Genomic DNA, 14,552 nt, shown 5'->3' on the forward strand with positions numbered 1-14,552 from the left:
TCCCCTTATTACTCGGCGCCGCCGACAAAGTCTAGCTCGCTACCTTCTTTAAGAGTAACGTAGGCTTTTTTCCAGTCTGAACGACGACCGAAACGCATGCCAGTACGTTTTGTTTTACCCTTAACATTTAGAGTGCGAACACCAGTTACTTCTACTTCAAAAAGCTTCTCAACTGCCGCTTTAACTTCAGCTTTAGTTGCATCTTTTGCTACTTTGAAAACAATCGTGTTGTTATCTTCAGCAGCAATAGTACTTTTTTCAGAGATGTGTGGAGCAAGAATTACTTTTAAAAGACGTTCTTCACGGATCATGCTAGCGCCTCCTCAAGTTGCTTAACAGCACCTGCAGTAATAAGTACCTTATCGAAAGCGATTAGGCTTACTGGGTCAATGCCAGCTACATCACGAGTGTCAACCTTATAAAGGTTACGTGCAGAAAGGAATAGATTCTCATCTACTTCTTCAGTCACGATTAACACGTCTTTAAGCTCAAGCTCTTTAAGTTTACCAACAAGCTCTTTAGTTTTAGGTGCTTCTAAACCGAAGTTTTCAACAACTACTAAACGCTCTTGACGAACAAGCTCAGACAAGATGCTCTTAATCGCACCGCGATACATCTTACGGTTAACTTTTTGGCTGTGATCTTGCGGCTTAGCTGCAAAAGTCACACCACCGCTGCGCCATATTGGGCTGCGGATTGTACCAGCACGAGCACGGCCAGTACCTTTTTGAGCGAATGGTTTTTTACCACCGCCTCTTACTTCAGAACGTGTCTTCTGAGCACGAGTACCTTGACGAGCACCTGCTGCATAAGCAACAACTACTTGATGTACTAATGCTTCGTTAAACTCACGTCCAAAAGTAGCTTCGGAAACTTCAAGCGCGCCAGCGCCTTTAATTGCTAATTCCATCACTAAATCTCCAGGACTTATGCTTTAACAGCTGGTTTAACGACCACGTCACCGCCGATAGCTCCAGGTACTGCACCCTTAACTAAAAGCAGGTTACGCTCAGCGTCAACACGTACTAATTCTAGGTTCTGAGTAGTTGTTTGCACATTACCCATTTGACCAGCCATTTTCTTACCTTTAAACACCTTACCAGGTGATTGGTTTTGACCGATTGAACCAGGAGCACGGTGAGACAAAGAGTTACCGTGTGTTGCGTCTTGCATGCTGAAGTTCCAGCGCTTAACACCACCTTGGAAACCTTTACCTTTTGAAGTACCTGTAACGTCTACTTTGTTTACGTCGTTGAATAATTCAACTGTAAGCTCAGTACCTACTTCAAAATCGCCTTCACCACCATTTAGGCGGAATTCCCACAGGCCACGACCCGCTTCAACACCAGCTTTAGCGAAGTGACCCGCTGCTGCTTTGTTTACACGGCTTGCTTTTTTCTCGCCTGCAGTAACTTGAAGCGCTTCATAACCGTCTGTTGCGTCAGATTTAATCTGAGTAACACGGTTTGGCGTCGCTTCGATAACTGTCACAGGGATAGATACACCATCTTCAGTGAAGATACGTGTCATACCCACTTTACGACCGACTAGACCTAATGCCATTTTCCTAAAACCTCTCTAATCTTCCGATTAACCCAGGCTGATTTGAACATCAACACCAGCAGCAAGGTCTAGGCGCATTAGAGCGTCTACAGTCTTATCTGTTGGTTCTACGATGTCGATCAGACGTTTGTGGGTGCGGATTTCGTACTGATCACGCGCGTCTTTATTTACGTGCGGTGATGTAAGTACAGTAAAACGTTCAAAGCGTGTAGGTAGTGGAATTGGACCACGTACTTGTGCGCCAGTGCGTTTCGCAGTTTCCACGATTTCCGCCGTTGATTGGTCAATCAAACGGTGGTCAAAAGCTTTTAGGCGAATACGAATGCGTTGATTTGACATTCTTAAACCTCAATTAAAAGAGCATTTAAAAAGAGCATAAAAAAACCGCCAGAACGAAATAAAATATTAAATCGCTGGTTGCTTTCTTATTTCTACCATTGAATTCCAAATCGGAATTCCTGTTTGTGGGCTTGAAATCCAAACCCTATATTTATCTTTCTTACTACTATGTAACAAGAAAGTCCGCACATTATAATGATATTGGTGATAAATGCAACAACTAATGCTAAGTTATTTTAATGCGCTGTATAATTACACCTTGATTGCTTTTTAACCCATGATACTTAGCTAAAGCGCCTATAAATGGTCAGTCCAATTAAAGCTTGGTATGCTATTGCAAAATTTTAAATGTGGTGTTGTCATGAGAATAATTTCTCGAGTCTTAAATCTACTCGCCCAATGGGCAAATCTATTATTAGTAAAAACAAAATTACTGCCAGACAACCCAATCGCGCAGTTTAATCTTAATCCAGAGTTACCCACTTTTTATGTCGCACGACTAAACTCACGAGCAGACCTTGCTGCATTAGATGCGATATGTAAAAAGCTTGGTTTGCCCAGAGCAACTAAACCACAAAATTTAGCTGGGAATGATATTGATCGTTTTATCGGTTTACAAAATCCAACACCTTTATTTGCAAAAGTCGCCAAGCCAAGTAATGCGCTCACAACAGGCAAAGCTATTTTTACAGCCCTAAATAGTGAACCTAATACGCAAGCTCAGATCATCCCAGTTACTATATTATGGGGCCGAAACCCCGGAAAAGAAAAACCCGGTATTGGCACATTATTCTCCCACTCTCTCACTCCAAGCTGGTTACGTAAGTTTTTTGTAGTGCTGCTATCTGGCCGAGATAACTTAGTGCGCTTTAGTCAACCTATTGAACTTAATCAGTTGATCAATGACAAATCGGATGTCACTGAGTTACCACATAAGCTAGTAAGAGTTGCGCGAGTACATTTTCGCCGTCAAAAACTGGCAGCTACTGGTCCAAAACTACCTTCTCGAGAGCAATTATTTAGCTCCTTACTCGCCGCGCCTGCAATTAAAAAAGCCATTGCAGATGAAGCAAAAAGTAAAGGTTTAACTTATGAAGAAGCACGGCTCAACGCACAAGATTTACTTGACGAAATAGCTGCAAACTACTCTGATGCGATGGTCCGTGTTGCAGATCGCGTGCTCACTTGGTTATGGACGAAACTCTATAATGGTATCGAAGTAAAATACGCTCAGCGCGTGCACCAACTAGCTGATAAAGGACACGAGATAATTTACGTACCTTGCCACCGAAGTCATATGGATTACTTACTACTTACGTATGTAATTTATCACCAAGGGCTCGTTCCTCCACATATCGCAGCGGGCGTTAACCTTAACTTTTTCCCTGCAGGCGGTATTTTTCGTCGCTCAGGTGCATTTTTCATTCGTCGTTCATTTGCTGGTAACAAGCTTTACTCCGCTGTTTTTAAAGAATATTTAAGTCAATTATTTATCAAAGGCTATTCCGTTAAATTTTATACCGAAGGTGGACGCAGCAGAACAGGTAGATTGCTTCCCCCTAAAACGGGTATGTTAGCAATGACACTACAATCAATGTTGCGTGGTATTGACCGCCCCATTTCAATAGTGCCTGTATATATTGGTTATGAACATGTTATGGAGATCAATACTTACTTAAAAGAGCTTGCAGGCAATCATAAAAAGAACGAATCCATCTTTGCTGTGTTCAAAGCGATAAAAAACTTGAAAAACTATGGTCGAGGTTACTTAAATTTTGGTGAACCTATCCATGTAAATCAATATCTAAACGAGCATCAAAGCAATTGGCGAGACGCCATTCACCCCACCGATATTCAAAAACCTCAATGGCTTAATACCCAAGTTGCAAAACTAGCTGATAAGGTAATGACTAACATCAATAGCACTGCCGCACTTAATGCAATTAACTTACTTGCTACTATTTTGTTGAGCAATAGTCAATTTGCACTCAGTAAACGTAAGTTATTAGAACAATTATCTTTTTATTTAACACTACAACGCGACGCCAAATATAATGAACAAATCACTGTGCCAGAAGAGACAGCTGAACAATTGCTCAGCCATGCATTAAAGCTCAATAAGCTAGATGTACTGGCAGATGAGTTAGGTGAAATCATCGCCATAAAAGACAAAGAGCGCACACTCTTTAATTACTATCGCAATAACATCGTGCATCTATTTGCTGTACCGAGCGTTATTGCACAACAACTATTTAATCGTTTTAGCGTATCAGTAGAGGAGTGTTATAAACTCTTTGAAATACTCTACCCACTTTTTGCAAAGGAGTGGTTCCTTACGCCAATGCACAACAATTACATATCACAAATTCTGACGTGCTTTGCTCAGCAAGGGCTCATTGAATTCGATGGCCAAATAGCCCATGTGATCAAAGACAATAACGCATTAGCACAACTAGAGATGCTAGGTAAAGTTAGCCAGTTAACCCTAGAGCGTTATGCGATCACTTCAAGTTTAATTTTTAGAAAGCAAGGTATTACCAGAAAAGCACTAGAGTCTGAAACAGATGTGATAGCAAACCGACTCGGTACATTACATGGTATCAAAAGCCCTGAATTTTTTGATAAAAAAGTATTGGTGGCCTTTATCAGCAGCTTAAAAGAACAGGGCTTTATTGAAATAGATGAGCAGCAGTGCATTCAAGCACAAAAGAAGCTAGAAGGCCTACAATATCATCTCAATGAATTATTACCTGCAAGTATTTCTCAATCGATACAGGATACGATGTAGTTTTAGAGAGCCTTACAATAGTGGCCGCCTCATTGAATTGGGCGGCTAACTAACCTCAGCTCTGGATAAGCGAATTTGCCCAATAAAGCTACTTTTCTCACTCTCGGCGTTGCTTTCATTTGTAATAGCCCGCTATTACAAATGAAAGCGCCTTGATATTGAACAAAATATCATCATTGGATTGTACGTAAGTTTGTTTACAAAATATTTTCTATTCCAAAACCCTTATCCAAATCTGAGGTTAACTAACTTGATTAACTGCGCTGACGCATTACCCCTTCTTGAATCGTTGAAGCGACCAATTCGCCATCGCGATTGAAAAACTGTCCTCGCACCAAACCTCTACCATTTGAAGCACTTGGGCTATCTACACTATATAAAATCCACTCATCCATTCTAAACGGTCGATGAAACCACATGGCATGATCTATAGTCGCCACCTGCATGCTCGGATGCATAAATGATAAGCCATGTGGTTGTAATGCAGTGGGTAAAAACTCAAAGTCAGATGCATAAGCCAGCAAGTAGTTATGAATACGCCGATCATCTGGTAAAGGGCCGTTGGTTTTAAACCACACATGGCGTTGAGGCTCTGTGATATCGGGCTGGAATGGGTTTTGAAATTCGACGGGGCGTGTCTCAAGCGGCATATCGCAGGTAAATTTATTACGTAATGTTTCGGGGATCAAAGCCTTGTTTTCTCGATAAAAATCAATCGAAGACTTTAATTCCTCCGGCCCTGGAACATTCGGCATGGTACTTTGATGTGACAACCCTGGTTCATCTCCTTGAAACGAGGCTGTCATATAAAAAATGGGTTTACCATACTGAATAGCGCGTACACGACGAGTACTAAAACTGCGGCCATCTCGGATCACTTCCACATCATAGACAATCGGCTTTTTAGCATCACCTGGACGTAAAAAATATGAGTGTAGTGAGTTCACATAGCGACCTTCTGGTAAGGTATATTTTGCAGCAGAAAGTGCCTGTCCCATTACCTGCCCACCAAAGACTTGTGGAAATCCTAAATCTTGGCTTTGCCCTCTGTAAATACCCTGCTCTATTTCTTCAAGTTTTAAAAGCGATAATAGATCGGTAAGAACCTGACTCATCGGGACCCCTTATTTCATCAGTTTAATTCAATAATCATAGTATAATAGTCAGTAAAGTGAGTCACCCTAACTTAACCGACTGAGAAAATAATCTAGGTTGCTGAGCTAAATGATTATTTTTATATTATCAACACAAAATGAACAGAACGGACAGCATATGGCATATTGGTTATTCAAAACAGAGCCCGATACATTTTCTATCGATGATTTAAAAGTGGCTGGAAAACAGGGAACATTCTGGGAAGGTATAAGAAACTATCAAGCGCGTAATTTTTTACGTGACAACGTTAAGCTCAATGATCTCGTATTTATATACCATTCAAGCTGTAAAGTACCTGCTATTGTTGGTATCGGCAAAGTAATTACGGCCGCACAACCGGATCCCTATCAATTCAATAATAAAAGTGATTATTTCGACAGCAAAGCAAGTATTCAGAATCCAAGGTGGTATGGCGTCACATTAGAGTATGTACAGCACTTGCGGCCCATTTCATTAGCCAACATTAAAGCAGACCCTCGTATTACAGAGCTGGCTTTAAAAAAAGCGAGTAGATTATCTATTATGCCCGTCACCGAAAATGAATGGCGATTACTCAACCCAAGTTAACGATCTGTGTGTGCCTTACCCTTTTTAGACTTTTCTGACTGTATTCCTTCTTTTGGTACAATAGAAAAGTACAATAACAATGTGAGCCATGAAAACACCAAAGAGGCGATTAACCAGCCGTTTTTCTCATGCCCTTTCGTACGCTTACTACCAACAATAACCCCTACCGGTATCAAATACGCACAGACAGCAAAACATAATAAGATCAGCTCGCTCATATTAACTTTTGCCAAGCTACTTCGTCAGGCAACACACGCTCAGCAGCAATATAATGTAAAATATCTCCTGCATTAACTGGATAATCTAATGGCGGGTTCAAGTCCATATTTTGTGCGCTTAAATCATGGGCGATACCCAGTAAGATAGCATCATGCTTTTCTTTAAAGTAATGAAACAAGGCACCAAATTGACATGTTTTAAGGTTCGCCGGAAGCTGCAAACTAAATTGCGTGTCACCATATAAAGTCGATAACAGCTCTTCTTGTACTCGGCTTGAACCGGGGTCTTGCATCGCTCTGACCAGAATCTCCGCTGATTTACTCGAAGAGCATTCAACGTTTTGACAATGTGCTCGCAGCAAATTGACTTTGCTCTCATCTACAAATTGAGCACTGATATGTGCATTTTTCTTTACCATAGGGCTGAGCTTTAAAGCGGCCGTGAATGTTTGGTTATCATCTTGCCCATCAATAATGATTTTATCTGCATAGCTTGTACTGATGCGTGCTAATTCATCATCATCCGTAAAGCTTGCTAACTTCGCAAAATCAACTTGTGAGTAGCTCAATAATGGATGTTCAATTTCATCAACCACAGCCAACACAATGCGTCTATCTTGCCTTTTAGCATCGGCTAAAATGTAGTCAATCATCTTCTTTGTTCTTGTGGGGTGCCAACCAAAAATAATTATATGGTTACGAAGGTGGTAAAAATCTTTATCGCCAGTCATTGATCTTCTTATCCAAAATGTCATAAATTGGCCTGCTTTACCTAATAGTACACCAAACAACGCAAGCCCAAATGGAATTTGTACTAGCGCGACAACCCAGCGGCCAAAATCTGTGGTTGCACTAAAATCACCATACCCTACCGTTGATGTGGTGACTATATAGTAATAGATAAATGTGTTTGGTTCTATAAGCGCTAATTCCCCAGCGCAAAAAAGTAACACCCAAACCAGTATTAAATGGCACACAGTCACTGTACTTAAAAGCTGCCAGCTAGCTTGATCTACATGTGCGCGAAAAATGACTACCAACCGCTTGAATATATGCACTAAAGTCTCCGTATTCCTGATTACAGCACTATCTTACCTAAACCGTAAACTCACTATGGCAAAACACACAGCAAAAATAAACACGCCCTAGAGTTCCTCTAAATAAGAATTATAAATGTTTAATTTACAAAGGAAATAGGCAAACTAAAGTCCATCCAGAAAAGAATGAGTACTCTCTAAGTATGGCAACTGCCTAAGATCCCTATAATTATTACCTAAGTACGATTTTGCACTGTGATATGTCAATAACTTATCCCATATGATAGCGCCAACTTCTATTGACATCTAAAGAAGTATTCTCGCTAAAATTTGAACACATAAGTTCTCATTTTGATAGATCACCTGCAAGCTTTCTTAAGATCCAAGCTACGAATTCTATTGTACTTGACTATGCGCATGGTTAATTTCTTTGATATAGTCTTATCTATATTAAAGAAAAAATTGGATGTGGTATGGCTGGCTTATTAGCATCTGTAGATCAAAGAACGCAACTGGTAGGTGAAAACCGTCTAGAGCTTTTGCTGTTTCATCTGCATAGTCGCCATTTCTTTGCACTCAACGTCTTTAAAGTAAAAGAAGTCGTTAAACTGCCGCATCTTAATATAATGCCCAATGCTCACCCTAAAGTATGTGGTGTAACAACCATTCGTGGAGAGTCCATCCCTGTCATTGACCTTCGTAAAGCGATTTGTATGCCTGATTGTGGTCAAGATACTGATAGCAACTTAGTGATCACCGAATATAACCGTACAATACAAGCATTTCTTGTTGGTAAAGTAGATCAAATCGTAAACACCACATGGCAAGACATTATGCCCACGCCCAGTTCGGTGGGGAAAAACCACTATCTAACAGCCCTAACAAAAATTAAACGTGATGGGGTTGAACACATTGTGGAGATCATTGATGTTGAAAAAGTATTAGCCGAAATAGTGTCTTATGATGTCATCATACCTGAAGGAATTTTAGATAAGGAGATTATTAATGAGTTCCAAGGTCGTAAAATTCTCCATGCCGATGACTCGCCAACTGCACGCCGTCAAGTGTCAGACACGCTGGCACAGTTAGGCATTGAAATTATTCCTGCCACCGATGGTCAAGAAGCCTTGAACGTATTAAAACACTGGGCCGATGAAGGTATTGATGTTAATAAAGAGCTACTGGCTGTGATCACAGATGCCGAAATGCCCGCAATGGATGGTTACCGGCTCACCTACGAAATTCGTAACGATAGTCGTTTAAAAAACTTATACGTTATTTTAAATACATCCCTCAGTGGTAGCTTTAACCAAGCCATGGTAAAAAAAGTGGGCTGTGATGCCTTTTTATCAAAATTCCAACCGGATCTGTTAGTACAAGAAATGCAAAATAGACTCAAATCTGTATTAGATAAAGAATAACTGGTTATTCATACAGCATCAAAGGTAAGTTTTTTATTTAAAATTCAAAAAGATAGTGATTACCACAATAGTTTTTCATGTGCTGAACTGGGCAACCCCCCCCTAACACAGGTATACTTTGCGCTCAATTAACATATATAGGCGCGGCAATGGACGTTTCTGAATTAATCGATGGCTTGAACGAAAAACAACGTGAAGCAGTGGCAGCGCCACTGAGTAATATGTTGGTCCTTGCCGGTGCCGGTTCAGGTAAAACTCGTGTACTTGTACACCGCATAGCTTGGTTAATGCAGGTTGAACACGCCTCAGCTTATAGTATTTTTGCTGTTACCTTTACCAATAAAGCAGCTAAAGAAATGCGTACACGGGTAGAAGAAACACTGCGCTCACCCGTTGGTGGTATGTGGATTGGTACATTCCATGGTTTATCTCATCGCATTTTACGCGCTCATCACCGTGAAGCTAAGCTACCTGAAGCGTTTCAAATTTTAGACAGTGACGACCAAGTTCGTATGATCCGCCGCTTATTAAAAGCAATGAACATTGATGAAAAAAAATGGCCAGCCAAACAAATTGCCTGGTATATCAGTGCCCGCAAGGATGAAGGACAAAGACCAAAAGATATTCAAGCATACGATGTAAACGAACAGTTGTTATTGCGTGTTTATACCGCTTATCAAGACGCCTGTGATCGCGCAGGGTTAGTAGACTTTGCTGAAATACTATTACGTTGTTATGAATTGCTATGCCAACAACCCACTCTGCTCAGGCACTACCAACAACGCTTTAGACATATGTTGGTCGACGAGTTTCAAGATACCAATAGCATTCAATACCAATGGCTAAAGCTATTAGCTGGCACTGAAAATAACATGATGATTGTTGGCGACGATGATCAAAGTATTTATGGTTGGCGTGGTGCAAAAGTAGAAAACATCAAATGCTTTTTAGACGATTTTTCGGCACAAACTATTCGCCTAGAACAAAACTATCGCTCCACAGCCATTATTTTAAAAGCATCCAATGCACTTATTCAAAATAATGCTGAACGCATGGGAAAAAGCCTTTGGACGGACGGCGACCAAGGAGAGCCGATTTCGATTTATGCCGCCTTTAATGAGCTAGATGAATCACGCTTTGTCATGAGTAAAATTCGCTCATGGCTTAATGCTGGTAATGCTTTGCAAGATAGCGCCATTTTATATCGCAATAATGCACAGTCTCGTGTTTTAGAAGAAGCGTTATTGCAAGAAGGTTTAAAATACCGCATCTATGGCGGGATGCGCTTCTTTGAACGCCAAGAAATTAAAGACGCCCTCGCTTATTTACGCTTGATAAGCAATCGCCAAGATGATGCCGCATTTGAGCGCGTGATCAACACCCCAGCCAGAGGTATTGGTGATAAAACGCTCAGCCACATTCGTGATTGTGCGCGAAATGAGTCGATGCCATTGTGGTATGCGGCTAAAGCGGTATTAGAGCAAAAACACCTTGCTGGGAGAGCCGCTACCGCCATTGCACGATTTATAGAATTGGTTGAACAGCTGGATGATAAAATTACTGAACTAGAGCTTTCAGAGCAAGCTAAAACTACCATCGAAGGCTCTGGGCTTATGGCCATGTATCAAGCCGAAAAAGGTGAAAAAGGCCGTGCTCGTGTAGAAAACTTAGAAGAGTTAATCAGCGCCTGTGGTCAATATGAGCTTCCGATCGATGAAGATTTTAGTTCTCCTTTACAAGGCTTTTTAGCTTACACCTCTTTGGAATCTGGTGAAGGGCAAGCTGACGAGCATGAAGATGCTGTACAAATGATGACGCTGCATTCAGCTAAAGGCTTGGAGTTTCCGCTAGTCTTCATGGTTGGCGTAGAAGAAGGCATGTTCCCTTCGCAACAAAGCCATGAAGAATCAGGTCGCTTAGAAGAAGAGCGTCGCTTATGTTACGTCGGCATGACACGCGCTATGGATAAATTGTACATTAGTCACGCTGAAAGTCGCCGCTTATACGGGCAAGAAAAACACCACAGTCCTTCTCGATTTTTACGTGAATTACCAGAAGAGTGCATTGAAGAAATTCGCATCAAAACCCAAGTGTCTCGACCTGTTAACAGTGGCCGATTTAGTGCTTCGGTAACCCATGCAGCCTTTGAAGACAGTGGCTACAACCTTGGAGAACGCGTTTTGCACGCCAAGTTTGGTGCAGGTACTGTATTAAACTATGAAGGCAGTGGCGCACAATCTCGGATCCAAGTGAACTTTGATGATGTAGGCAGCAAGTGGTTGGTAACAGCATATGCCCGTTTACAAAGCCTCTAAATTAGCACCATTACTCACTGAATTGGCCCGCAATCGGCACCGCCAACTATTATTATTGTGCGGCGAGCATGAATGGGCCATCAAGCAGCTCAATGAATTATTTGACTTACCAGATAGTGACAGCTTGTTGCTATCGAAACATCCAGCACTTGAGCATGCATGCTGGCCTGAGCATTTACACCAAATTCTTGGCCAAGAGTTTGATCTGGCAATTTATGATGGCTACAGTGGCATTGAACCTAATAAACTGGCCGCTCTGAGCGGTACTGTTAAAGCCGGTGGGCTACTGATACTTATTTTGCCAGAGCTTAGTCAACTATCAAATTGGCTCGACCCGAGTGCGGCTACTTGGTGCTCTCATGGCTTTAGTGTCAGTCAAAGCCCTTTTTTACAACGCTGGCAAAAACTACTAAGACAACTCAATGTGTCATACCTATCGCAATGTGATGGCTTATTTTTGTCACTTCATGGCATAAAACAGCAGTCTCAAGCAAATTATAATGAACAAAAAAGTATCACCGAAAAAATTGCCAATAACTTAACGTGTAAAAAGCCACAACCAACTTTATTAAGTGCAGATCGAGGGAGAGGAAAATCCGCCTCTCTTGGATTGCTTGCAGCACACCTCAGTGGGCACAGTTTCATTATTTGCGCGCTACAATACCGTGCTGTTAAAAATAGCTTTAAACATTTAGCGCAACAACTTGGCTTAGAGTACAAAGGTCATGAAAAGCAGTTGGCAAACCTGCACTTTATGCCGCCTGACCAACTGTTAAAATTACAGATAGAAAATCAGGTATTGCTTATCGATGAGGCAGCCGCCATTCCAGTACCAGTATTAATTGCAATTGCTGAAAAAACCAAACGCTGCGTATTTTCCAGTACCATAATCGGATACGAGGGTAATGGACGAGGTTATACACTTCGCTTTAAACAGTACTTATCTGATAATCAACCTGACTTTATCTGCGAGCACTTACAACAACCTATTCGCTATCAACAAAATGACCCTCTTGAAAAGCAAATAAATCATTTATTTGCTTTAGATTGCCAATACCCTATAGCACGTGGCAGTAGCAATATCACCTTTGAGCAACTTAAAAGCCATGATCTAGTACAAAATGAACAGCTGCTGCATCAAGCATTTTCTCTTTTAGTACTCGCTCACTATCAAACAACCGTGAATGACTTGCGGCAACTATTAGATAGCCCATCACAAGTGATTTTTATTGTGCGCAACACTGAGCAGGTTTTAGGCCTATGTTTGGTGAATATAGAAGGACAAATCAGCGAGGACTTACACAGTGAGATAGCCACAGGTACTCGCCGCCCTCAAGGACATTTACTACCACAACAACTATTTTCGATTCAAGGTAACCGCCATTTCTTAGCCACAAAAATCGCTCGCATAGTGCGTATTGCCATAGCACCTCAGTTACATACTCAAGGATTAGGTACAGCACTACTTGACCATGCTCACCAACAACTTGGCCAATCGGTTGACTATTTTGGTAGTAGCTTTGGAGCAACATCTAGATTACTCAAGTTTTGGCAAAGAAATGGCTATCAAACAGCAAAGTTAGGATTCAAACAAGACAAAGCAAGCGGTGAATATGCGGCCATAGTATTAAAAAAAGCAGCCGGGACAGATTTGTATATTAATGAATTATGTCAATATTTTAGAATGAACTTCTGCTACCAACTGAGTAATCATTATCAGCATTTGCCTTGGCAATTGGCTAAACAAATTTTAACAGCTATGCCAAACCTTACATTACCTAAACAAGTAACTGAACAGCTAAACTTTATGGTGAACAAAGCAACGATGCTTGAGCAAGACAGTGCCACCATCTGGAAAGTACTAATCACGTGTCCAAAATTATTACTTGAGTTATCAGATGTTTCACAACAGCTGGGGATTAGACTATTATTACAAAATAATACTAAAGAGTTGCTTAAAAGCGACTTATCCCTAGACTCAAAAAAGCAGTTTTCTCATGCTTTTAATACCTTGGTATCAGAAATACATGGACAGCTTAACTCGCTACACTAAAACACTTTTCATCATCTTACTCTTTTTAGTGAGTGAACACAGTGTGTGTAACGAATCTGCGCCAATAAAACTGGGTATGTCAATTGCGTTAAGTGGTCCCGCTCAAGAAATTGGCAAGCAACTTCATGCTGGCGCAATGTTGCACTTTAATCGTGTTAACCAGCAAGGAGGGATAAAAGGCAGAGCTATACAGCTTATTGTCCGAGATGATGGTTATGAGCCTAATCGTACCGTCCACAACACGCGGTTTTTTATCTATGAGCAAAATGTTGACGCCCTTTTTGGCTTTATGGGTACACCCACAACATCAGCAATACGCCCACTATTAGAACACAGTAAAACACCACTACTTATGCCTTTTACAGGTGCTGATTTTTTACATAGCATCGGCAATTATCATATATTTAACCTACGAGCTAGCTATCAAGATGAAGCTAACGAACAGATCAAATATTTGGTTAAAGAACAAAGACATCAGAAAATCGCGCTTTTAATTCAAGCGGATGAATTTGGTATTACGCTAGAGAAAAGTTTAACTAAAGCACTAGCTCAACAAAGCTTGCAACCCACTGTTATATCTCGCTTTAAACGTAACACCAATGATGTTGAAAAAGCATATGTACAAATCAACAAAACCAAAGCAACCGCCGTAGTCATGATCGGTACGTATGAACCATTGGCCGTATTTGTTAAGTTGGCGGCTGATAGTCAACAAAATTTAGAGTTTACTAGTGTCTCGTTTGTCTCAAGTAAAGCGCTGTTTGCAAGAGTAAAGCCTGAACAAACAATTATGGTCACAGAAGTAGTACCTAACCCTATTTTATGCCAAGCAAAGCTGTGTGAGCAATTTCGGCGCCTTGTTCAGCGAGAAACAAACTTGAAAATCGATCATATCCTATTTGAAGGTTATCTTAATGCGCTGGTATTCAGTCGTGCCGCGCAACAATGCGCAGCAAAATATTCGCAGCAATGTCTACTTAGAAAGTTACCATGGGTACTTGAGCATGACCGTGATTTAAAAGCACTTTTTGAACTCTCTGATCAACAAAAGAAATTGCCTGTGTACCGTTCATATTCATCATAATGTTCTATCCTT

13 protein-coding genes are annotated in these 14,552 nt (G+C 41.0%); 6 read left to right on the plus strand and 7 right to left on the minus strand.

Annotated features, from left to right (window positions below; genetic code table 11):
- Positions 1–8: 8 nt before the first annotated feature.
- The 4 genes from rplW to rpsJ are packed head-to-tail and all read right to left on the minus strand — an operon-like array spanning position 9 to position 1,902.
- Positions 9–311 carry a 50S ribosomal protein L23 gene (rplW, locus tag SANK73390_RS17785; protein ID WP_261594059.1) on the minus strand — a complete coding sequence of 101 codons (303 nt, stop codon included), beginning with the start codon at positions 309–311 and terminating at the stop codon, positions 9–11.
- Positions 308–910, minus strand: coding sequence for a 50S ribosomal protein L4 (rplD, locus tag SANK73390_RS17790; RefSeq protein ID WP_261594060.1), 603 nt, complete (start codon positions 908–910; stop codon positions 308–310). Before rplD ends, rplW begins: the two co-directional genes overlap by 4 nt.
- 17 nt (positions 911–927) lie before the next feature.
- Positions 928–1,563, minus strand: a complete 636-nt coding sequence (gene rplC / locus SANK73390_RS17795; protein ID WP_261594061.1) for a 50S ribosomal protein L3 — start codon at positions 1,561–1,563, stop codon at positions 928–930.
- A 27-nt stretch (positions 1,564–1,590) separates the two neighbouring features.
- Positions 1,591–1,902 carry a 30S ribosomal protein S10 gene (rpsJ, locus tag SANK73390_RS17800; protein ID WP_002957900.1) on the minus strand — a complete coding sequence of 104 codons (312 nt, stop codon included), beginning with the start codon at positions 1,900–1,902 and terminating at the stop codon, positions 1,591–1,593.
- 361 nt (positions 1,903–2,263) lie between these two features.
- Here rpsJ and plsB point away from each other — a divergent pair, with 361 nt between their 5' ends.
- Complete coding sequence (gene plsB / locus SANK73390_RS17805; protein ID WP_462767762.1) at positions 2,264–4,690, plus strand: glycerol-3-phosphate 1-O-acyltransferase PlsB; 2,427 nt, start codon at positions 2,264–2,266, stop codon at positions 4,688–4,690.
- Between the two features lie 254 nt (positions 4,691–4,944).
- Here plsB and tesB read toward each other — a convergent pair whose 3' ends face one another.
- Complete coding sequence (tesB, locus tag SANK73390_RS17810) at positions 4,945–5,805, minus strand: acyl-CoA thioesterase II (protein WP_261594063.1); 861 nt, start codon at positions 5,803–5,805, stop codon at positions 4,945–4,947.
- 157 nt (positions 5,806–5,962) lie between these two features.
- Between tesB and SANK73390_RS17815 the strand changes: the two genes are divergently transcribed.
- Positions 5,963–6,412: an EVE domain-containing protein gene (locus SANK73390_RS17815; RefSeq protein ID WP_462767814.1), complete on the plus strand. Its 450-nt coding sequence runs from the start codon at positions 5,963–5,965 to the stop codon at positions 6,410–6,412.
- Here SANK73390_RS17815 and SANK73390_RS17820 read toward each other — a convergent pair.
- Both SANK73390_RS17820 and SANK73390_RS17825 read right to left on the minus strand, forming a co-directional pair.
- The gene (locus tag SANK73390_RS17820; RefSeq protein WP_462767763.1) at positions 6,409–6,630 is read right to left on the minus strand and encodes a hypothetical protein; all 222 of its coding nucleotides are present in this window, start codon (positions 6,628–6,630) and stop codon (positions 6,409–6,411) included. The genes SANK73390_RS17815 and SANK73390_RS17820 overlap by 4 nt on opposite strands.
- A complete protein-coding gene (locus tag SANK73390_RS17825; protein ID WP_261594065.1) occupies positions 6,627–7,688 on the minus strand; it encodes a potassium channel family protein in 1,062 nt (353 codons plus the stop codon). Before SANK73390_RS17825 ends, SANK73390_RS17820 begins: the two co-directional genes overlap by 4 nt.
- Positions 7,689–8,140: 452 nt before the next feature.
- On the opposite strand from SANK73390_RS17825, the gene SANK73390_RS17830 reads away from it, so the two are divergent.
- The 4 genes from SANK73390_RS17830 (at position 8,141) to SANK73390_RS17845 (ending at position 14,540) form a co-directional block, all read left to right on the plus strand.
- Complete coding sequence (locus SANK73390_RS17830; protein ID WP_462767764.1) at positions 8,141–9,088, plus strand: chemotaxis protein CheV; 948 nt, start codon at positions 8,141–8,143, stop codon at positions 9,086–9,088.
- Between the two features lie 149 nt (positions 9,089–9,237).
- Positions 9,238–11,403 carry a DNA helicase II gene (gene uvrD / locus SANK73390_RS17835; protein ID WP_462767765.1) on the plus strand — a complete coding sequence of 722 codons (2,166 nt, stop codon included), beginning with the start codon at positions 9,238–9,240 and terminating at the stop codon, positions 11,401–11,403.
- Positions 11,381–13,456 carry a tRNA(Met) cytidine acetyltransferase TmcA domain-containing protein gene (locus SANK73390_RS17840; protein WP_462767766.1) on the plus strand — a complete coding sequence of 692 codons (2,076 nt, stop codon included), beginning with the start codon at positions 11,381–11,383 and terminating at the stop codon, positions 13,454–13,456. The genes uvrD and SANK73390_RS17840 overlap by 23 nt, the downstream gene beginning before the upstream one ends.
- Positions 13,401–14,540, plus strand: a complete 1,140-nt coding sequence (locus SANK73390_RS17845) for an ABC transporter substrate-binding protein (protein WP_462767767.1) — start codon at positions 13,401–13,403, stop codon at positions 14,538–14,540. The genes SANK73390_RS17840 and SANK73390_RS17845 overlap by 56 nt, the downstream gene beginning before the upstream one ends.
- Positions 14,541–14,552 lie beyond the last annotated feature (12 nt).

It is taken from the genome of Pseudoalteromonas sp. SANK 73390 (assembly GCF_054966645.1).